Annotated in this window: 18 protein-coding genes; 10 read left to right on the forward strand and 8 right to left on the reverse strand. The window is 50.8% G+C overall.

Translation table 11 applies throughout. The features are described from left to right. Positions 1-11: 11 nt before the first annotated feature. Positions 12-1,010: a LacI family DNA-binding transcriptional regulator gene (locus tag BBD41_RS01105; RefSeq protein ID WP_077566025.1), complete on the reverse strand. Its 999-nt coding sequence runs from the start codon at positions 1,008-1,010 to the stop codon at positions 12-14. 167 nt (positions 1,011-1,177) lie between these two features. Here BBD41_RS01105 and BBD41_RS01110 point away from each other — a divergent pair, with 167 nt between their 5' ends. Further along, entirely contained in the window at positions 1,178-2,572 is a 1,395-nt protein-coding gene (locus tag BBD41_RS01110; protein ID WP_077566023.1) for a PTS transporter subunit IIC, read from the forward strand. Between the two features lie 147 nt (positions 2,573-2,719). Here the strand turns inward: BBD41_RS01110 and BBD41_RS01115 are convergent, their stop codons facing one another. Then, positions 2,720-3,376, reverse strand: a complete 657-nt coding sequence (locus BBD41_RS01115) for an SGNH/GDSL hydrolase family protein (RefSeq protein WP_099476425.1) — start codon at positions 3,374-3,376, stop codon at positions 2,720-2,722. Between the two features lie 243 nt (positions 3,377-3,619). Between BBD41_RS01115 and BBD41_RS29705 the strand changes: the two genes are divergently transcribed. After that, positions 3,620-4,951, forward strand: a complete 1,332-nt coding sequence (locus BBD41_RS29705; RefSeq protein ID WP_157929250.1) for a GNAT family N-acetyltransferase — start codon at positions 3,620-3,622, stop codon at positions 4,949-4,951. Between the two features lie 186 nt (positions 4,952-5,137). On the opposite strand, the gene BBD41_RS01130 is transcribed toward BBD41_RS29705, so the two are convergent. Then, complete coding sequence (locus BBD41_RS01130; protein ID WP_099476427.1) at positions 5,138-5,605, reverse strand: nitrogen regulation protein NR(II); 468 nt, start codon at positions 5,603-5,605, stop codon at positions 5,138-5,140. 1 nt (position 5,606) lies between these two features. Beyond that, complete coding sequence (locus BBD41_RS01135) at positions 5,607-6,446, reverse strand: alpha/beta fold hydrolase (RefSeq protein ID WP_077566015.1); 840 nt, start codon at positions 6,444-6,446, stop codon at positions 5,607-5,609. Between the two features lie 199 nt (positions 6,447-6,645). Between BBD41_RS01135 and BBD41_RS01140 the strand changes: the two genes are divergently transcribed. The 6 genes from BBD41_RS01140 to ilvD all read left to right on the forward strand — a co-directional run bounded on the left by BBD41_RS01140 (position 6,646) and on the right by ilvD (position 14,622). Then, positions 6,646-7,353 carry a response regulator transcription factor gene (locus BBD41_RS01140; RefSeq protein WP_077566013.1) on the forward strand — a complete coding sequence of 236 codons (708 nt, stop codon included), beginning with the start codon at positions 6,646-6,648 and terminating at the stop codon, positions 7,351-7,353. A gap of 5 nt (positions 7,354-7,358) precedes the next feature. Beyond that, complete coding sequence (locus BBD41_RS01145; protein WP_099476428.1) at positions 7,359-8,807, forward strand: HAMP domain-containing sensor histidine kinase; 1,449 nt, start codon at positions 7,359-7,361, stop codon at positions 8,805-8,807. Between the two features lie 98 nt (positions 8,808-8,905). Continuing rightward, positions 8,906-9,670 (forward strand): ABC transporter ATP-binding protein, encoded by a 765-nt coding sequence (locus BBD41_RS01150; RefSeq protein ID WP_099476429.1) that lies wholly within the window; start codon positions 8,906-8,908, stop codon positions 9,668-9,670. Positions 9,671-9,676: 6 nt separating this feature from the next. Further along, a complete protein-coding gene (locus BBD41_RS01155) occupies positions 9,677-12,058 on the forward strand; it encodes an FtsX-like permease family protein (RefSeq protein ID WP_099476430.1) in 2,382 nt (793 codons plus the stop codon). A 183-nt stretch (positions 12,059-12,241) separates the two neighbouring features. Beyond that, on the forward strand, positions 12,242-12,937 hold the full coding sequence (locus BBD41_RS01160) for a GntR family transcriptional regulator (protein ID WP_099476431.1): 696 nt from the start codon (positions 12,242-12,244) through the stop codon (positions 12,935-12,937). Next, positions 12,934-14,622: a dihydroxy-acid dehydratase gene (gene ilvD / locus BBD41_RS01165; RefSeq protein WP_099476432.1), complete on the forward strand. Its 1,689-nt coding sequence runs from the start codon at positions 12,934-12,936 to the stop codon at positions 14,620-14,622. The genes BBD41_RS01160 and ilvD overlap by 4 nt, the downstream gene beginning before the upstream one ends. Before the next feature lie 182 nt (positions 14,623-14,804). Here the strand turns inward: ilvD and BBD41_RS01170 are convergent, their stop codons facing one another. Then, positions 14,805-15,968 (reverse strand): bis-aminopropyl spermidine synthase family protein, encoded by a 1,164-nt coding sequence (locus BBD41_RS01170; RefSeq protein WP_099476433.1) that lies wholly within the window; start codon positions 15,966-15,968, stop codon positions 14,805-14,807. 607 nt (positions 15,969-16,575) lie between these two features. Here BBD41_RS01170 and BBD41_RS01175 point away from each other — a divergent pair. Both BBD41_RS01175 and BBD41_RS01180 read left to right on the forward strand, forming a co-directional pair. Next, on the forward strand, positions 16,576-17,955 hold the full coding sequence (locus BBD41_RS01175) for an MDR family MFS transporter (RefSeq protein WP_237086988.1): 1,380 nt from the start codon (positions 16,576-16,578) through the stop codon (positions 17,953-17,955). A 229-nt stretch (positions 17,956-18,184) separates the two neighbouring features. Further along, positions 18,185-19,054 carry a TetR/AcrR family transcriptional regulator gene (locus tag BBD41_RS01180; protein ID WP_237086989.1) on the forward strand — a complete coding sequence of 290 codons (870 nt, stop codon included), beginning with the start codon at positions 18,185-18,187 and terminating at the stop codon, positions 19,052-19,054. A gap of 220 nt (positions 19,055-19,274) precedes the next feature. Here BBD41_RS01180 and BBD41_RS01185 read toward each other — a convergent pair whose 3' ends face one another. The 3 genes from BBD41_RS01185 to BBD41_RS01195 all read right to left on the reverse strand — a co-directional run bounded on the left by BBD41_RS01185 (position 19,275) and on the right by BBD41_RS01195 (position 21,570). Next, positions 19,275-19,664 carry an RNA polymerase sigma factor gene (locus BBD41_RS01185; protein ID WP_223260570.1) on the reverse strand — a complete coding sequence of 130 codons (390 nt, stop codon included), beginning with the start codon at positions 19,662-19,664 and terminating at the stop codon, positions 19,275-19,277. 92 nt (positions 19,665-19,756) lie between these two features. Beyond that, positions 19,757-20,923 carry an MFS transporter gene (locus BBD41_RS01190; RefSeq protein WP_099476436.1) on the reverse strand — a complete coding sequence of 389 codons (1,167 nt, stop codon included), beginning with the start codon at positions 20,921-20,923 and terminating at the stop codon, positions 19,757-19,759. A gap of 65 nt (positions 20,924-20,988) precedes the next feature. Further along, positions 20,989-21,570, reverse strand: a complete 582-nt coding sequence (locus BBD41_RS01195) for a TetR/AcrR family transcriptional regulator (protein ID WP_157929252.1) — start codon at positions 21,568-21,570, stop codon at positions 20,989-20,991. Positions 21,571-21,599: the final 29 nt, after the last annotated feature.

Genomic DNA, 21,599 nt, shown 5'->3' on the forward strand with positions numbered 1-21,599 from the left:
TTACTGCTCCTTTACTTCGTAGCGGAGGAGTTCCTTATGATCAAATCAGGTTCCAGGTTATACTGCTTCGATTGCCCGTTCTTGTCCTGAATCAGCCTTATCAGCTCCTGCACAGCGATTTTTCCGATCTCCGATTTTTTCTGGTCCACTGTCGTAAGCGTAGGCGTAATAAAGGAACCGGAACTGATGTTATCGTAGCCAACGATTTTTACTTGTTCAGGCATGCGTATATGAAATTCATTGCAAGCGTGAATCGCTCCGATGGCCATGGCATCATTTGAACTGACGATGCTATCAAACGTTTTGCCGGACTCAATGTATCGCTTGATCTCGTGATAACCGCTTTCCATGCTGAAGTCACCGTAAACGATGCTTGTATTGACAGGATGGGGCGCATGCTCCACCGCTTTCCGGAAACCGGCAAAGCGATCACTGGAGCTCTTCTCGTCTTTCGGACCGGATAGAAAAACGATATTGCTGCATCCGGAATCACAGATGAGATGATTCGCCGCCTTCCAGGCACCAAGCTGATGATCCACCGTGACGGCCGAATAGGCATGCTCGAAATTCGCCCGGTCGATCGTAATCGTCCGGATGCCACGTGCCTCAAGCATCGCCAAGTCATCGGCATTGACATGCAGCGAGTTGATAATAGCACCGCTTACATAATGGTCCACCATCGAGTCCAAGTAATATTTGACCTTGGAGCGCTGGTCGTCACTGTTGCACAAGAAAATATTATAGCCCTCCGCATTAGCCGCCGTCTCGATCTCCTTTACCAGCTCCGGGAAGAACGGGTTATTGAGCGTAGGCACCAATAAGCCGATCAAATCCGAAGTTCGCTTGGACAGGCTCTTCGCAAGCAGGTTAGGCTTGTAATTTAATCGTTTAATGACTTGTTCTACACGGGCAATCGTTTCGGGGCTAGCTTCTCCCTTGTTGTTGATAATCCTGGAAACTGTCGCTACAGAAACCCCTGCTTCTCTTGCTACATCTCGAATTGTTGTCATAAATTAGTATCCCTCATTTACGTAACCGGTTACTGACTAGTTAAGCATGGATCATTTTTTCTGTCAAATTTAATTTTAACCCCTTGCATAAATTTTTTGCATGTGCTAGATTTCAACTATCCCTCAAGTCACGTAACCGGTTACGACCTTGTTGAGGAAGTGACCCAATGTTTATTGATACGATGAATAATCTATTTAACGGCTTCATCAATCTCGGCGGACCCGCCATGATGTTTGTCATTATTACTGTGCTTTCGCTGCTTGTCGGCGTATCCATCTCGAAGTCTTTGGAAGGCGGCCTTCGGATGGCCGTTGCGCTGACCGGTATGGGCGCGGTCATTTCACTATTGACCAGCTCCTTTGCTCCTGCGCTCGAGCAGTTCGTTGAATCCACGGGCGTATCCTTGTCAATTACGGACCTTGGCTGGGCACCGCTCGCCGTCATTACTTGGGGTTCTGTGTATACGCTTTACTTTGCTTTTGTCTGCCTGGTTGTCAATTTTATTATGCTGATTACGAAAATGACGACCACATTGAACGTGGATTTATTTAATATTTGGAATTTATCGGTCATTGGGCTGTTAACGCTGTATTACTCGAATCAGAACTTCATTCTCACGACATTGTTTGTCATGGTGATTTATGCCCTGATGCTGATCAATGCCGATGTCATGAAGCCGACGATCAATAAGCTCCTTGATTACGATGATACGAATATCACCACGACAGCGCATCCGAGCTTGTTGATTGCACCTGTTGTGATGATTTTTAATAAAATCATTGACGTGTGTCTTCCATTTATCGATAAGTATGATTTCAATGCCGAGGTTCTGAATAAAAAAATCGGATTCTGGGGCAGCAAGTTTGCCATCGGCGCTTATCTAGGCATCTTTATCGGACTTCTTGGCCAGCAATCGGCTGCCGAGATCTTCACGCTGGCATTTACCGGGGGAGTTGCATTGGAGTTGTTCGCGCTGGTAGGCGGATGGTTCGGGCCTGCCATTGAACCGCTTTCAAACGGCATCACCAAGCAAATGAGCAAGCGCTTGAAAGGCAGAACTCTGCTCGTAGGAATCGATTGGCCGATCCTTGCGCCTAGAGCCGAGCTGTGGGCGGTCGCAAACATTCTGGCACCGATCCTGCTAATAATTTCAATCTTCTTGCCGGGCAACAAAGTGCTTCCGCTCGGAGGCATCCTGTTGACCGTACTGGCCCCTGCCCTGCTGATCATAACGAAAGGCCGGGTATTGCGAATGACCCTCATTGGAACCGTTCTTATTCCTTTGTTCTTATGGGGCGCGACTTTTATCGCGGAATTTGTAACGGAGACGTCCAGAGCCATGAACAGCATTCCGGCGGGCCTGTCTGCAAACGCTCTATTCTCGTCCATTGATTCGGACCCGATCGAGAAAATGCTTGCCATCTTGATGGGCAGTGCCGTGAAGACCATGGATATGAAATGGATCGGGCTTAGCATCGTTGCGGTTGCCCTTTATCTTCTTATGTTCTTCTGGTATTTCAAACAGATGCGCAAGGATCATGCAAAAGATCTGAACATCTAAGACCTCATTCTTATTCGCAGAAGGAAACTCTTCCGGTTGTAATACTGGGGGAGTTTCCTTTTGCTTGTGATCTATAACGTCGTATCTGAAGGATGTCGTTTCACTAAAACTTCCCTATCGGGGGTCTAGCTTGCCCAGCAGCCCGTGTTAGCCAATTGCGAGCGGGCTGTTCTGAACGACGTTCAGCCATTCACGCGCAATCAACCAATGGCCCGCTGTCGTCGGATGGATCCCGTCCCAGATCCAATAATCTGCCCCTGTTCGGGCTGCGGCATCGTCGAAGGCTTTCTGCAAGGGAACAAGCAGCGCATCATAATCATGCGCCAATTGCCAAACCACCCTGCCGTATTCATCGATTATTTGTCGCCATCTTTCCCAGTGCTGCTCGGTACCTCCTGTTTTCAGCACAAACGGCTCGCATAGTACGAGCCCCGTTCCTGGAAGCAGTTCCTTCGTTTCTTCAAGAATATGCCGGTACGCCCTCTCGAATCGATCGCTGGCTCCTTCCGGAGCGCCTTCAATGATTCGTCCTGCATCATTTACGCCGACCAATATGCTGATCAGGTCTGGCTGAAGATGTACGGCATCCTCGTTCCATCTCGCGTACAAATCCGATGCGCGATTGCCGCTAACCCCACGATTAATGAACCGCGGCCTTGAACCCGCTAGTTCGAATCCCAGCTCAGCCGCAATAAGATACACGTAACCGTGACCATGAATATGATTAGGATCGCCATCGCGCCCCCGATTTCCATCCGTGATGGAATCCCCCTGGAATAATACGGTTTTTCCTGATGTTATCATCTGCTCACTCCACCCCTTATATAAGTACGAATGATATTTCGATAGATTCAACACTTCTACGTTTATGATGATATAGGAAGCGTCGGCTCGGTGATACCCCATGGATTGGCTTGAAATTCATATATATTTTTGATCCGTTCCCGATCCAGTCCTCACTCTGGGCTAAGATTGAACTTTTCCGTTACCTGTTTGTGAGGATCTGGTATAATCAGGCAGAGTTCGTATTTGAGAGGTGATCCTATCATGGATAATTCATTGTCCCCGTATCGTTTGCGACCCTTTCAGGACCAAGACCGTGAAGCCTGCTTAACTATATTCGACAGCAACGTGCCCAAGTACTTTGCGGCTGAGGAACGGCGGGACTATGCATTGTACTTAGAGAAACTGCCGGGGCCTTATTTTGTGCTGGAGAATGACTCGGGTTCTGTCATTGCCTGCGGCGGGTATGGGGCCGATAGAGGCAATGAAAGCAGCGCCGTTCTATGCTGGGGCATGGTGGATCGGAGCCTGCATCGAACGGGAGCCGGCACGAAGCTTCTGACAGAACGGCTGCGTCGAATCAGCGCCGATCCTCAGTTTTCCATTGTAAAGCTAGAAACCTCCCCCCATAGCCGCGGCTTCTTCGAGCGGTTTGGGTTTACCGCCCTGGGAACAATTCCGGACGGCTTTGCGCCTGGCCTGGACCTTGTCAAAATGGAGCTGGACCTCGCGCTGGCATCCATCCGCCGTGCTTGCCCGGATCTGGAGCTTCATTCCGTGGAACCCATCGGTTCCGGACAAAACAATGTCATCAAGCTCGTCAACGCGGAGCTCATCTTCCGCTTCCCCAAATATAAAGAAGGAACAACCCGTTTGAAGCGTGAAGCCGATCTGTTGAGCTTCATCGCCGATCGCCTCCCGCTGGATGTACCGCTGCCGCTTACATGCTGTTTGGACGATGATGCCATTTACCGGCCCTTCATCTGTTACCGGAAGGTGAACGGGGAACCTTTGGAAGCGGAACGATTGCTGCAGCTCGGGCATGACGTATTACGGCGGCTGGCAGGACAGCTGGCGGGATTCCTGCGCCAATTACATAGCATGAACCTTGGCGATCTCTTTAAAAAGGAGCGATCAACGTTTGACCCATATGCTGAATGGGAGGACTTGTACGAGCGAATCCAGTCCAAGCTGTACCCTGATCTGAAGCCGGAAGCCAGAGAATGGACGGATCAGCATTTCGGACAGTTCCTTCATGCGAAGACCGCCTCCCCGATCGTTCCGGTTTTGGTTCACGGCGATTTTGGCACTTCAAACCTATTGTTTGACCCGTACGAATTACGAATTTGCGGCATATTGGATTTTGATGAAGCCGGTATCGGCGACCCGGCCGTTGACTATGCGGCGCTGCTTGCATCTTATGGGAAGTCCTTTTTCAAGCTTGTACTCGATGAACATCCGGAGGTGCAGCGGATGATGGACCGCGTACTCTTTTACCAGGGCACTTTTGCGTTACAGGAGGCATTATTCGGTTTGGAAAACGGTGATTCGGAAGCCTTTCAAGCCGGAGTGGAGACGGTTAACTCGAGATGTTAGCCAAACGTATCATCAAGCAGCTCGAATCGGACATGAGCTGCTTTTTCTTATGGATGCAGGAATTTCTCAACCAGACCCAGGAGACGGCTCAGACTCTTACCTCGGATTACGCCTTGAATTCTCAATTAAAAAAAAGCCGCGATAATTCGCGACTGTCGGAATGGGTGCTTCATATGGGTTCCTGAACTAGGCCTTGGGATCAGCTAATGTTGCTAGCTCCTCCCTTTTCATTTTAAGCTCCTGCTCAATGCGTTGTAATTCATCTTTCGCTTTCCGATACGCGTTCTCGGCTTGTTCAATCTGCTGCTCGTATTCCTTCCTCTGCAGCATCGGAATTAAGACGCAATCGTAAACGGATTCATCTTCCCGCTCTCGAATCACAGCATTTAAAAGCACGGGAAGGGTTGCGCCGCTGCCCGTTTTCATCATCAGATACATCTCGTCAATGTGATGATTAAGCTTAATTAACGGCAAAAAATAGATCTGAAAAAAAATTTGGCTGGATCGGGTAAGCAGGGATTCAAAGCTGATGCCGATTACCCCTTGTTTTTCATATTCCAACAAGCGAGAAAAGGTAGCGTTGACGCAGCGTATCGTCCGATTTTGATCCATTGATAAATAGCCGCAAGGCGCGTGATCCAACCGTTCATCCATATCAGGCGTGCAGCTCGCTTTCCGGAACCGGCTCCGTTGAGGCCAGGTATTCGTTGATGAGCTGAATGGTCTCTTCCGGATGGCTGAGGTGAGGACAATGACCGGTTGCATCCATCAGCCGGAACTCGCTTCCCTTGATCTGCTGGTGGACAAAAGCCCCGGCTTCCATCGGAGCAATTACATCATCGGAGCATTGCAGGATGAGCGAAGGCACCGTGGCCTTGCCGAGCTCCTGACGGTAATCCGAGAGAAAAGTGGCTTCCGCAAAAAGACGGGCCGCTTTCGGATCCGTTGCGCAGAAGCTGAGCTCCAGCTCTTCCGATAATTCCGGCCGGTCCGCATTCCCCATTATGACCGGAGCCAAGTAACTCGCCCAACCTTGATAATTTTGATCCATCATGTCCAATAACGCAACCAGATCTTCCCGCTCAAATCCGCCGATGTAATCCGGCAGATCGTTCATGTAACATGCCGAAGGCCCGATCAGAACAAGGCGCTCAAAGTACTCCGGTCTTTGAATAGAGGCCAGCAACCCGATCGTTGCGCCGACGGAGTGACCCACTAGAATAGCATCCTTCAACTCAAGCGCTGAGCAGATGTCCAGGATATCCTGGGCATAGCCGTTCAAATCATGATAACGATTGGGATCATAGGCTTGTATATCGGACTTTCCCGACCCTACAAAGTCAAACAATACCACCTTATACTTCTCTTCGAAAGCTGGAGCGACAAAACGCCACATGTTCTGATCACAGCCAAAGCCGTGGGCGAATATAAGAGCCTTTGTACCATAGCCCGTTACTTTGACGTTGTTTCGGATGAGAATTTGTTGGCTATCCATTGACTCTTCCTCCCGGTTACGATGAATTCTGATATTTCAATCTAATACAATATACTACTATATCAAGATTTTCAAATTAATTTCTGATTCTTGGGTTTAATCTCCTATTATTTCTTAGTTGGTCCGTTTGGGGGGGAAGTGCGATGCTATAATAAAGGTAAAAAATATATCGTTAATTGGAATAGGAGCGACAATGAAGATGCAATCTCCTAAAACCGTACTCATTATTGAGGATGAGCAGGATATCTCGCGGATCGTGCATGATTATTTGCGTGTGCAAGGATTCGAACCACATGTTTCGGAAAATGCCGGCGACGGAATGCAGGAGATCCTTAACCGGCAGCCGGATTTCATTATTCTTGATCTGACGCTGCCTGATGCAGACGGCATCGAATTTTGCCGTAATCTCCGGGCAATGACAAAGGCACCCATTCTTATTCTGAGCGCTCGCAGCAGCGATACCGACAAGGTGCTTGCCCTTGGTTTCGGCGCCGACGATTATATGACCAAGCCCTTCTCGCTCACTGAGCTGGTCGCCCGCGTTCAGGCACATTTGCGGAGGATGGCGGATCTGAACAGCTCGGCATCGACAAGAGAGCAATTGCGGTTCGGTATGCTTTCGATAGACCGCAACGCCCGCAAGGTAATGGTTGGACAGCAGGAAGTCACCCTGTCCGCCAAAGAATTCGATCTGCTGTTCTTTCTCGCTTCACATCCTAACCAAGTGTTTTCCAAAGCACAGCTCCTTGATCAGGTGTGGGGGTATTCCGCTTATGTCGAGGATAATACAATCACGGTTTACATAAGAAGATTGCGTGAAAAATTGGAGCGATGCGAAAGTAAGCGGTCCTATATCACGACAGTATGGGGTGTCGGATATAAGTTCGCGCCCGATGAAGCGGAGTAACCGGTATGGACTGGAAAACCTGGTATTCCAAACGACGCTGGGCTGCCGGACTATCAATCTTCATTGTGATTCTATCGGTCTTCTGGCTCACTTTAATCGGACCCTCAAACCAGCCGGCTCCAGCAACGATGGTGAAGCAAATCCGCGTGTTGACGAATCCGATCGTTCACACCTTGGAACATAAGCATGCGGAATCGCTGCTATCCGATCAAAGGCTCCAACGGAAACTAACCGAATGGACTCAAGAGTCGCAAGTGGACCTCAAGGTTGTGCTTCCTGATGGAACGATAGTCTTTGACGGCGAAAATCCACCCAAACCACGAATCAATCCGCGCTTCGAACTGGACTATACGCTTCGTATTTCCGACAGCGAACCGCCCCGCTATCATCTCGCCTTTCCGCTGCGGGATGCCGGCAGCCATACCCTGACGGGCTACGCTCAATTTTCGGTCCCCGCTTCTGTTGTGGCTTCAGGATTGCCCTCATCCGACGCCTATAGCTATGTGCCATGGATTATGCTGGCTCTGGCGCTTGGAACGCTGCTTTATTTATTCTTCTCCGTCGGACGCCGGGTGCAGCACGAGCTGGTAGAGCCGATTGCCGGACTCAAGCCTTATACGGAAGCCATATTGAGGGGCGACTATGAGCAGCGTGCCGAATGGACGAACGATAACGAAGTCGGGGAGCTCTATGCCGTATTTGATCTCATGCGTGAAGAGCTCCGGAATTTACATATTCGGCAAACCGCCCACAACCAGTCGCATAAAGAACTGATAACCAATCTGTCGCATGACTTAAAAACTCCGCTGTCGACGATCAAAGCATATATTGAGGCGATTCGCGAAGGGATATGCCCCGATCTTCCAAGTGTGATGACTTATCTTGAAGTCGTGCACGCAAATGCGAGCAGAATGTCCGTGCTCGTAGACGATTTATTGCTTCACGCGCTGCGTGATTTGGGACAGATTGCCGTACAGCCGGTCGAGAAATACAGCGCTCCAGCGCTGAAACCTATCTTTAGTGCAATGGCCCATTATATACGAACGTTAGGGATAAGCTGCGAAGTACCGGCTGACATTCCGAACTTGCTTGTCCGCATGGACAGTGTACGGATTGAGCAGGTCGTTGCCAATCTCGTCACGAACGCACTGAAGCATACGGAGCCTGGGGATACGATTCGTTTGGCGGTTGAGGAAGAACCGGAGACATCCTCCTTGCATATCATCGTCTCGGATACAGGCAGCGGGATATCCCCGGAGGATATGCCATTTATCTTTGAACGGTACTACCAGGGTAATGTTTCCCAGCGAACGTCCGGCCAACTGGCCGAACGCTCCGGGGTGGGGCTCGGTTTGTCGATTTGCAAATATATTATGGAGGCGCATGGCGGCACGATCTCTTTTTACAGTCAACGGCAGCAGGGAACTACCTTCTGCTTAACGCTGCCCCTTTAAATAACGATGTCATACTTTATTTATAATTTGATAACGATTGTGCAAGATTCGCGCTCTATACTTTGGTGGCAGTAGGAGATACAGAGAGGAGAACATATATGTCATCAAGCAAAACCGTCATGCTGCAAGCTAATCATGTATGCAAAACCTACACCACCGGCAAGGAACAATTCCATGCCATTCGCAATGTCGATCTGTCCATATATCAAGGAGACTTCACCGTCATCATGGGCGATTCTGGATCGGGGAAGTCCACCTTGCTGTACCTGCTCAGCGGACTTGATGAAGTGACCTCGGGGGAAGTCCGTATTCAGGGCCAACGCCTGGATCAATTTACAACTAAGGAGCTTGCACGCTTTCGCGCGAACCGGATCGGCTTTATCTATCAAAACAGCAACCTTGTACCGGATTTGTCGCTTTTCGATAACATTGCTCTCCCCGGCTACATCGCTAATCAAGACAAACACCTTGTGCAGCAAAGAGCACGTGATTTATTGCTTGACTTGTCCCTTGATAAACAGGGCAGCCGCTTGCCTTCTCAAGTATCCGGAGGGCAGCAGCAGCGGGCGGCGATTGCGAGGGCGCTCATCAATAACCCGGACGTCATCTTCGCCGATGAACCCACCGGCAGTCTGAACTACGAGCAAGGCGTTACCGTGCTTGATATCCTGAGCCGGATGCATGCAAACGGTCAATCGATCGTGATGGTTACCCATGACATGAAGGCAGCGTGCCGCGGCAACCGCCTGATCTACATTCGCGATGGCAAAATCGGCGGATCCCTGGATATGGGACCTTATTCACCTGAGCAAGCCGCCGAACGGGAAGCGATGATCTTTGCCTACGTCACCGGGAGGAGGTAGTCAGAGATGCGAGCTATATTGACGCTTTGCCTGGGGAATCTGGTAAAAAGAAAACTGCAAAATACGCTGATCTCGTTGCTTATTGCGCTATCCGCTTTGTTAGTCAGCTCCGCATTTACCGTTTTGCTAAATACGGAGAACGTCTTCGAAGACCGCCATTCGGCAGCGCAGGGTGCCCATGAAATCATAAACATGACCCGCGGGCTGCATGACGAACAGAAGGTAACCGAGTGGTGGTCCAGCCAGGAAGGCGTAACCGCATCCCGTTTACTGCCTTACAAGCCCTGGACGGGACTGGTCTTTAAGGAAGAGGAACTGCCCAATCTTTATCTTTATATGATCAATACGCCAGCGATGCCGCATGGGGTTAATAATCCTCTTCCCGGTGCAGGACCTCAGCAACTGAGTCTGCCGGAACCCGGGGAGATTTGGGTGCCGACTTCGCTTGCTTATAAATACAACATGCAGGTTGGCGATGAATTGGTGTTCACCTCAGGCTCTGCACCTGTGCAATTCAAGATCGGCGCGATTGTCATCGACATATCCCACGGCGGTCCTTTCTCCACCACTGCCCGCATCTGGATGAATGAAGCCGATTACCAGTCTACGATGGGCCCCTTGGACACGCCGGAACAGTATATGTTGTCGCTTCGCTTTGAACATCCCGAACAAAGCGAAGCATACTGGAAGCGATTCGAGGAGTCGCTTGGATCGCCGTTCTTGGAAGAACGCGTGACGTTTGCCGAACTGTCGGCATTCTACTTTATCATGAACAAGGTGATCGGCTTTGTGATGAGTTTTCTCGGTCTGGTCATGATTCTCGTCGCTTTGCTTACGATCGGCTTTACGATCACGGACACAATCCTTGCCAATTACCGCACCATCGGCATTCTCAAATCGATCGGGATGACTTCCCGTCGCATCATCGGCACTTACTTGCTGCAATACGGACTCATGGCGATTGTTGCCCTGGTCCCGGCACTCATGGCAAGCCGCTTCCTTTCAGATGCCATCATCCAGAATTCCCTGTCATTCCTTAAATCCGAAACAGCCCCAGTACCGGTTCAAGCAGCAGACGTGGCGATCTGGACTGGCTGCGGCCTGCTGCTCATCATCCTTCTATGTGTCCTGATATATGCGGCCAAAACACGTCATATCGAGCCGATCCAAGCGATCCGATTCGGCATGTCGGAGTCTGCGCATAGTCGTACGCATCGTCCAGGCACCCGCAGCAGATTACTGGATCGCTGGTCCGTGCCCGCGGTTATCGCCTGGAAGCAGGTGAGCGGCAACAAAAAAAGCGCAGGGCTGATCCTCTTCTTAATGAGCATCACCGTCGCTGTGCTCGTATTTGGCGCCGTACTCATAAACAGTGTCTATCGCATTAGTGATACATCGGCCCAGTGGGGTTATGACGATGCCGATATCGCCATGATGGTGATTAACGCCGAAGGTATGGATCGGATGGAAATGCAATCCACCATTGAAAGCGACCCTCGGGTCCTCAGTCTGAACTGGTCCGGGTCCGCTATCGGCGTCATCGCCGAGCCTGAAGGGAACAGCGAGCGCCAACAATCATTCAGCCTTCCCTTAACCGTTGTTGAAGGCAGCATGGACGAGATGGGATTCGCCTCCCTTTCGGGACGCAATCCCGTTCTGCCGAACGAAATCTCGATCGGAATCAATATTGCCCGTAAATTGAAAAAAGATATTGGCGATATACTCACGATTTATATTGAAGGAAAACCGCAGCAATTGCTGATCACCGGCACATTTCAATCCATCTCGAACATGTCGAACACGGCTCGGGTCACCTCGGACCTTGTTGAACAGCTAAATCCGGATGCCGGGTTTATACAGCTGAAGAACCCATCCGACCGCGATGCGCTAGTGCAGCAGCTGAACGACCGCTATGGCCCTTCCATCCAAGCGTTAAAGCAGGAAGTGCTGCTCGATTCCGTGTTCAAAGAAGCCGCAGCCGTTTTACTTGTCCCAATGAGCCTGCTAGCCCTTCTGTTCATGGCCGTCACCTGTCTGATCGTTTATACGACTTGCCGTTTGCACATCCGCAAGGAGACAAAAACATACGGCATCTATGCCTCGCTTGGCCTGACCGCAGCCGACATCCGTCGCGCCCTGACAAGCAGCATCGCCGGACTTGCAGCCCTCGGCTCAATGGTTGGCATTGTCTGCGGCGCTTACGCATTGCCAGCCGTGCTGCGCAGCCTGCTCTCCAACTACGGAATTGTCAAACTGCCGTTAATCATGGCGTGGCCGGTGGCCGGTGGCTTGGCTCTAATCGCCCTTGCTATTGCCGTCAGTGGCTGCTGGCTCGCTTCGCGTATTCTTCGGCGCGCTTCCCTTCGGGTGCTGGTCCTGGATGCTTAATTCAAGTTAATGAGCCAAAGAGCATGGATGACGTGAGTACCCATCTTTAAAGATTGAAGAAAGTTCTTGTCCTACCTAGGGATAAGGACTTTTTTCATTTTTATTTATCATTTTAAAATAAATCGCTTGATTAAAATATATGTATGCGATATATTGCATATTAAATAAAAGGAGTGAATGATGATGCCAATTCCAAAAAGTTATTCCACACCTGTCCGGATGTCTGCCAAGGAACGGGCTTTAAGCCAAATTCAGCGATGGATTATCGACGGTACCCTGCAGCCCGGCGAAAAGCTGGTGGATGCCGAACTGGCGGAAGCCCTTGGCGTATCCCGTACTCCTGTTAGGGAAGCGCTGCAGCTCTTAGAGGTTCAAGGCCTGGTTGAGATGCATCCGGGGAGGGACACGCGGGTCAAGACCATCGAGAAGGAGGATATTCAAAAATTGTACGCCACCTTGGCTGCCCTGCATTCCCTGGCGGCTGAAACTGCCGCAGAACATTTCACGGCGGAGCAGATTGAACAGCTGAAAGGGCTCAATGCCGAGTTCGCAGCAGCCATTGAGAACGGACAGCCGTATCAGGCCATGGAGCTGGATGAACAGTTTCATAACCTGATTGTGGATGCCTCGGATAACTCCTATGTGGCCTCCTTCAGCGCCTCCCTTCAAATCCACATCCGGAGGTTCAAATATGTTTTCCTGGCCCAGCCGGTATCCGCAACGTCCGCCTCGGTCGAGGAGCATGCCCGCATAATTCAGGCGCTTGAGAACAAGGATGGAGCGCTGGCCTCTTCGGTGATGAAGCAGAATCTGATTCGACCGATGAAGGAACTGTACGCATTCATCCAAAACGCACAGGAAGGTGAGGATCAGAAATGACGCATGCCAATAAGAGAGATTTGCGCATTCGCAGCAAGGTCATCAGTGAAGGCGTGAACCGGGTCCCGAACCGGGCCATGCTTCGGGCAGTAGGGTTCAACGATGAGGATTTCAAGAAACCGATGATCGGGGTGGCAAGCACGTGGAGCGAGGTCACGCCGTGCAATATCCATATCGACGCACTGGCCAAGGAAGCCAAGAAAGGCGTCCAGACCGGCGGCGGAGCTCCCCTAATTTTCAATACCATTACCGTGTCTGACGGCATTTCGATGGGACATGAAGGGATGCTCTTCTCCCTGCCAAGCCGGGAAATCATTGCCGATTCCATCGAAACCGTGGTCAACGCCGAACGTTTCGACGGTCTCGTTGCGATCGGCGGCTGTGACAAGAACACGCCGGCTTGTCTCATGGCCATCGGACGCATGAATCTCCCCGCAGTCTACGTCTATGGAGGCACCATTCAGCCCGGATCGCTCAATGGACGCGACGTCAATATCGTGACCGCCTTTGAAGCGGTCGGACAATATCATGACGGGAAAATGACCCCGGAGGAGCTCCATCAGATCGAGTGCCACGTATGTCCGGGTGCCGGCGCCTGCGGCGGCATGTATACTGCTAATACCATGGCCGCAGCGGCCGAGGCACTCGGTATGAGTCTGCCCGGTTCATCCTCCACGGCAGCCATAGCAAGCCATAAAGCCGATGAATGCGTCAAGGCTGGAGAAACGGTCGTTAAGCTGCTGGAAATGGGGATCTATCCCCGGGACATTATGACGAAAAAAGCATTCGAAAATGCGATTACGGTTGTTATGGCCTTGGGAGGCTCAACCAATGCATTCTTGCATTTATTGGCTATCGCCCATTCGGTTGAGGTCGACCTGACCATCGACGACTTTGAGCGTATACGCAAAAAAGTTCCGCATCTTGCGGACCTTAAGCCGAGCGGTCAATATATGATGCAGGATTTGAGCAATGTCGGAGGCGTTCCTGCCGTGATGAAATTGCTGCTGGAGCATGGTCTTCTGCATGGGGATTGCTTGACCGTCACGGGGCGAACACTCGCCGAAAACTTGGCAGAGGTTCAGCCGCTTACGGGCGGCCAGGATGTGATCCGTCCGTTTGACCGGCCGCTGAAGCCAACCGGACCGCTCGTACTGCTGAAAGGCAATTTGGCGCCGGAAGGCGCCGTGGCCAAAATGTCCGGACTCGCCAAGCTTACATTCACCGGTCCTGCACGCGTGTTTGACAGTGAAGAAGAAGCTACGGAAGCCATTCTGAACGACCGCATACACAAAGGGGATGTGGTGGTTATCCGCTACTGCGGTCCAAAAGGCGGGCCGGGAATGCCTGAAATGCTGTCTGTCACGGCCATGATAGTCGGCAAAGGACTTGGCGGCGAGGTGGCCCTCTTAACAGACGGTCGATTCTCCGGGGGATCGCATGGTTTTGTGGTCGGACATGTCGCGCCGGAAGCACAGGTTGGCGGACCAATCGCCCTCCTGCGCGAGGGGGACATCATCACCATCGACAGCGAAACACAGGAAATCAATATGCAGGTAACGTCTGAGGAGCTTGAAGCAAGAGCCAAGCAATGGACGCCGTTGCCATTAAAGCATTCCAGCGGAGTCCTCCGCAAATATGCCAAGCTGGTATCCTCCGCATCCAGAGGAGCCGTAACGGACTAACGTGCAGGGAGCACCGCCAAATGCGGCGCTCCCTTTTTTGCGAAAGACCGGACGCAGCTTTTATTGTTAAGGGTTTATCATTTAATTTAGCTGCAGCTCCCTCCCTTCTTCTGATGACTAACATAATCTCGTACAAAAGAGCGTCTCATTCAGGCGCTCTTTCCTGTATATCGCTTGATCGGTTAACAAGATTTTCTCGCGATCAATTCGAAGTCGTCGTTATTGCAACGGGGGCAGCCCGCATTCTTCAGCTTCTCAATCGTTGCGACCTGCTGATTCACTCCAACCGTAACCTGCTGCTTGCATTGTGTGCAGCTGTATATGCGTACGGTCCGCTTAATTTCACCTGTATAGATGGCATCCGGATACCGGCCAGCAATTTCTGCTGATCTAAAATCGGTCGTGCGGAGCACGAACATTTGACTCCGATTCGCGATCAGCTCCGCTCCCTCGTAAACATTGAAGCTAGGATAATTGGCGCTGATGGTTAAGCCCTTTCGAACGAACTCGCGCTGCATAGCCAGCATGACCTCCGGCGATTTGTGAGCGAACGAGAGAAAGATCGGCAGACCTTGGACCTGCTTCAGACCATGGATTCCCCGCGAAAGGAACAAGTTCATTCCTGGCAGCGTATAGGGCGGATCGGTGTAAAAGCAGTCAAAACGACCACGTAGCTCCGGGGGAAGCGGATCCCTGACATCGTGATGATAGCAGACAATGGGCAGCTTTAGTTCAGTGGCGATCCCCCGGATAAAGCCGATAAAACGTTCGTCAATATCAACGACGTGCACGCTAGTTGCCGCATGATCGGCGGATGGGAACAGCTTGTGCAGCAGCAGTCCGATCGATATGCTCACCAAATCATCATCCCCTATGCACAGGATTTGTTTTCCGATTAAGGTGTGATGCTGTAAGGCAAGCACAGCCCTGCGCAAGCTGGTCTCGGGCGTGCAGGAAGATTGGTCGATCTGTACGTTGACTTGCGGCCGCGAAGGGAAGATTTGCTGTAACACCGACAAGATGTCCCTCCACTCATCTGTATCCTCCCGTCCGAGTAGCATCGACCGATGGCAGTCGCGCTGCAGCCCCGCATATCCCCATTCGCGTTCAATCGATTGCCGGCCTTCTGGCGTGCATCGGGCGCCGCGGTCCTGTACAAGCGCCCCTGTCCGAATGAGCTCCTTCTTGACGGCTGCGGCAACCGGCGTCGGTATCAGGGCTGCGCGCGCCAGCCCTTTCGTTGATACCCCCGGATTCAAATAGCATTCGATCAGAATTCGTTCTATAACCATCGGACCTTCCTGCAGTCGGATGTGCTTACTTGCCTGTGCTACGTATGGATTCATGTCCTGTCCCCCCTTTTAGTGGTAAAAAGCAAAAAAGGACAGAAGTGAACATACGTTCACCCCTGTCCTCGTATAACCCTCACGAAGCGCATCCATAAAAACAAAAAATCCGTACGAAAGAGTACGGATGCATACGCCTAGAAATAGGTATCCCTAAGGTTGGTTATATCCGTTGTTCTTAACTAATCCTGTGACTTCAGCTCATCCCACGCATAACGCCCCGAATGGACATACGGGTAGCGTAAAGCAGATGAATACAAGCCAAAGTCCTCGTATGGAATTATATTAGTTAAGAACACTCGCAGACATAAAACATTCCCCTTAGTCAAGTTAATCCCAATCTTACCGGAATGTCCCAGCGAAGTCAATACAATCGTTTGTCATCCTTTCGCTTGACATGCATTGAATACGTCGCTATGATATTTTCTAGTTGTGACTAATAGGTTTTTATAAAAACTAATAAGTCACTATAGCGGATGAACTTCTTTTTTCTGACGGCGGGAGACTTATTCGTCCTCTCCATTTTTTAAACTATTTAGAAAGCAGGTGCATCTTCATGCCAAATCCAATACCAGCACAAATGCCTCAGGAGCAAGGACCGCTGCCAATGAATAAAATCATCGCCTCGCTGGTCGCCGTCGTTATCGGAACCTTCATGGTTCTTCTGGACAGCACGGTCGTTAACGTCGCCATCCCTACATTGGTGAACTATTTCGACAGCTCGCTTCATCTCATTCAATGGTCGATAACAGCCTACACCTTATCCTTGTCGGCAGTCATTCCTTTAGCCGGCTGGATGTCGGATAAATTCGGTCCCAAACGTGTTTTTCTGATCTCGATCGGTTTGTTTACCCTCGGATCGGTCTTATGCGCCTTGGCTCAAACGCCCCAGCAGCTGGTTCTCTATCGAATCCTGCAGGGCCTGGGCGGGGGAATGGTCTCCCCGATCGGAATGGCCATGGTCTACCGTATTGCTCCGCCGGAAAAAAGAGGCTCCATCATCGGAATGCTTGGCATTCCGCTTCTGCTGGCTCCCGCTCTCGGTCCGGTGATTTCCGGATGGATGGTGGAATACGTAAGCTGGCAATGGATCTTTCTGATCAATCTGCCGATTGGACTTTTGGGCCTGGTGATCGGGAAGAAATATTTGCCCTCCTTTCCTAAGCAGAAGGCGCCATCGCTGGATAAGACGGGGTTAATCCTGGGTCCGTTGGCTTTTGCATTGATCACGTTCGGTGTTGGCGAAGGCGGGGTGAGCTGGAGCTCTGTCCGTACGTTAACCGGTCTCATCATCGGTGGCGCAGTTCTTCTGGTGTTTATCTTTTCTTGCTTGAGAAAAGCCGAACCGTTGCTGGAGCTGAGAGTCTTTCAATCATCCGATTTCAGACGCGGGATCATCACATCCTGGTTCATGCAGGCAGCGATGTACGGAACGGTGCTGCTCTTTCCTCTTCTGCTTCAGCAAGTTAAAGGATACTCGCCGTTCTCGACCGGTCTTATCCTGCTGCCGCAGGCGATCGGCTCCATGATTTTTATGCCGTTAGCGGGCAGGATCTTCGATAAAGCCGGTGCCCGTCCGCCTCTCATCGCAGGCATGGCCTTGATGACGAGCGGATTGTTTGCGATGACCTTTCTCCGAACGGACACACCGCTGCTCTTTATTCTAGTCGTTTTATTCATGCAGGGCTCGGGGATGGGATTGTCCATGATGTCGTTAAATACCTATGTATTGAATGCTACACCTCGCCATCTGGTCAGCAGGGTCACTCCACTCACCAGCGCATCGCAGCAGGTCATCGCCTCGTTTGCTATATCGGGCTTTACCGGCTTTCTAGCCTCCCGAATGACTGTCTCCGGGTCGGACGGGAATGGGATAGCGACGAACCTGACTCCGTTTTGCGACACCTTCTTCGCTGCAGCATGTATAGCAAGTGCAGGACTTGTGCTCAGCTTCCTGATCCGGAAGCCGCAGCCTGCTGCCGCGTAAAGCCTCCAATCCGGGCGTGAGTTAATGTCTGCTGCGAGCATTACGTTTGGTATTTCTATCTTTTTCAGATCTTATCTGAGTGTCATGTATTTCATGCGCAAGGACTGGTACAATGTTATTCGTACACTCCGCCCGGATGTTCTTGCGGTGTCCTTTACAACCCGGCATCCCGGGGCGATTATTGAAATATATGGATGTTTGGTATCATTGAGGAGGCGGCATGATGAGCATGATTAAGGAGAAAATTCTTCAATCGGCGGTTCGGCTTTTTGCGGAAAAGGGCTACCAGGCGACATCCATCCAGGATATCGCTGATGACTGCAGCATTGCCAAGGGCTCGCTGTACAAGCATTTTTCCTCGAAAGAAGAATTGTACGTCAGCATTTTGGAGCGGCGGCAGCAGGTTATGGTCGACGAGGTGGACCGAATCAGAAAAAAGCAATTGTCCACGAGAGATACCTTTTTGGCGGAAATCGCCTATCAGTTTGATTTTTACGTAGAGCATGGTTATTACATATCCCGGGACCACAATGAGCTTGCCCCGCTCGGCAGTGAAATCATCGAAGATGTCCTAAGCCGTATCCGTAGAAGCATGTTCCTGTATTATCAGGATATTCTTCGCCGCCAATACGGATCGGCGATTGAGCCTTGGAAGTGGGATGCCACCGCCGTATTCAACGGATTGATCCGTGAATATACCTTCCATCTGTTATTCGGATACAAGCCGATGGACAAGCAGGCGCTCGCTCTGTTCATTGCAGAACGAATGGACGATCTGGTGCATGGGCTGAAGCGGCGATCTGCCCCTGCCCTGCTCACGGATGAGCTCATGACCGAGTATTCGGGCTTGGAACTCCAGCCGTTGCTTGCATCGCGCGGATCGAGGAGAGATGCGCTGATTGAAATGATCGCCTCATTGATTCCGGATATCGCCGTGCCTAACCAGAGAAAACAAGAACTGACGGAGGTCGCAGCCATGCTGCGTGATGAAGCCGTGAAAGAGCAGCCGCGGTTGTTCCTGCTCCGGGCGCTTATGCGTGATCTCGAGTCCGAGAGCGAGCTCGCCTTTTACGTAAATCAGCTTCGTCAGCTGATCTAGTTCGCAGGGTTAAAGGGCATGCCTTCCGTTTGCTTTAACCCAGTGATCCACCTGCCAAAAAACCGGAGCACAGGCTCCGGTTTTTATCGTTTGCAAAAAGACGCGTACGCGAATGAAAGCATTGGCAGTTAAAGCGGAATGCTGAACAATTTTTTGTCCGTAGGGCGTTATGGCCTGTGCTCCTCCGGAGGGTGTCCCCGTTTCATCTGTGTTTCTTTGCTCAATACGCGATATTCGGTGTGTATCGTTTTGAATGGCGCTCCAAGTACTCCGCCTCAGCAGATGGCGATGATGGTTTCCCCGTCATCCCTTCCAGCCCGTCTCCCGGCGATCGCTCTCCAAGGAGGACCACTCTGCGAAAGAACGCTCGTTTCAAATAGGACAGCGCGGTGTTTCGCGTGATTTTGAGCAGCCAGGTTTTCATTGAAGCTTCCCCTCGAAAGGAGGCAGCATGTTGATAGGCTTTAATAAAAACATCCTGTGCAACGTCATCCGCCGTATGTGTGTTTTTGGTAATGACGTAAGCATAATTCCATATGTCTTCTCCGTAGGATTCCATAAGCTCCCGTATGTCCGATATGCTCAGCTCTGCAGAAAGCTGCAGCTGCATTTTCTTCAAGCTCTTCTCCTCCCCCCTTACTCAAACAGACTCCCCAAGGAGGGTGAAAGTTCCCAAAATCGGTTAATCTATTTTCACTTAAGTCAGCCGCGTGTAATTTCGGGTTGTTTCTTTAAAGCAAAAGAGTATAAGACCGAAACGACGCCGAATACGATACTCATCGCACCGTAGTATCCTAAATCCATGACTGAGGTTTGATGGACGATCCACCCACCAGCAGCGGCACCGACAGCCATTCCGAGTTGGAAAACGGAGTTATTCATCCCTAGCGCCAGTCCGGAGGATTCAGGCGAAAGCGAAATCAAATAGAACTGCTGTACAGGCGTCGTCATCGTGGCAAAACCGATCCAGATCGCCAAAATCATTAAAGCCCCGATAAATGTTGTCGCTGCCCATGGAAAGACGAACAGCGCCGCTGCGTGAACCAACAAACTCACCATCAACATCGGGAATATCCCCCAGCGATCGGAACCATAGCCTCCAATTCGTGAGCCTGCTATAGCGAAAATCCCGCTTACAAATAACGCGGCGCTAATCCGGGTCGCATCAAGATTTGCGGTTCCCTGCAGAAAGGGTGTGATATAGGTGAACATCATTTGATATCCGGTGACCCAGAACAAAGTAATGAGCAGCCCGCTTACAATGCGTCGATTTCTCAATACCCCGAGCTGCTGTTTCAAGGATAGAGACTCCTGATGCTCTGATTTCGGCACGGTAAATGCGATGCCAATGACGGAGATCAGAGCCAGTATGATAATGAATACAAAGACAAAACGCCATCCCCAATGTCCTCCGATCAATGTTCCTAGAGGAACGCCGACAGCTAATGCCGTCCCTGCTCCCATAAGTATAGTGCCGATGGCTGTTCCCTGCCGCCCGGGTGCCGCAAGGCCGGATCCCACCGTCAGGGCTGCGACCGTAAACACGCTAGCACTTGCCGCCTGGACAATGCGAGCGATCAGAAGGATCGAAAAATCAGGACTGAAGTAGCCGATGCCATTGCCAATGATGAATGCTAGGAACGATAGAACAAGGAGCCATTTTCTTTCAACCCTTGCCGTGATTGCCATCAGGACCGGAGAGCCGATTGCGATAACTAATGCATAAACCGTAACCAACTGACCGGCCATCCCAACGGAGACCTTCAAATCCTCGGATATCATCGCTAAGATGCCGGAAACCACGATCTCGGCTGTTGCCATGACAAAGACGCCAAATGCCAGCCAATAAATGCCTAGAGTCTTTCTCATCAGAATCACCTCATATTTTTTTGAATGATCATTAAATTATTAATTAAAAAAAGAGAGGTCCGCTTTCAATCAAAAATCGAAAGCGTCACCCGAATGATATCTTCAAGTACAGCCGGATCCGAAACCGACTTGGCGGTAACGATCAGTCCGGATTGCGCATTGTTTAAGTATCGTGCAAGTGCCCTCAAATCCTGGTGTCGATCGGCAAGCTCGCCTTGTTCCTTCGCGCGGCTTAGTGCGAGGAGATATGCGTCTTCCACGCGTTTGCTTTCTTTTTCAACAAAGTCTGCGATTTCGGCATCATGCGGCGCTAGTTCAACGCAAGTGTTCACCATGAAACAACCTTTCGCTCGATGTTCGGGCTGTGCAAGGCTGGATAATAAATCATGGAATACCTTGATGATGGCTTGCTTCCCGGATGGAGTTTGTTCGAGTGTGGCGATTACCGTGCTCTGATTTACATACAGCTTAAGGGCCGCTAAATATAAATCCCGTTTCCCTCCAAACGCATTGTATAGACTTTGAGCCTTGATTCCAACATGCTGAACCAGCTCATTCATGGAGGAACCATCATAACCATGTCTCCAGAAATACTCCATCGCTTTGGTCAATACCTCCGTCGTATCAAATTCTTTATGGCGTGCCAACGTGATTCCCTCCCTCCCTTTTCTGTATA

This window comes from Paenibacillus ihbetae (assembly GCF_002741055.1).
Taxonomy (GTDB): domain Bacteria; phylum Bacillota; class Bacilli; order Paenibacillales; family Paenibacillaceae; genus Paenibacillus_AQ; species Paenibacillus_AQ ihbetae.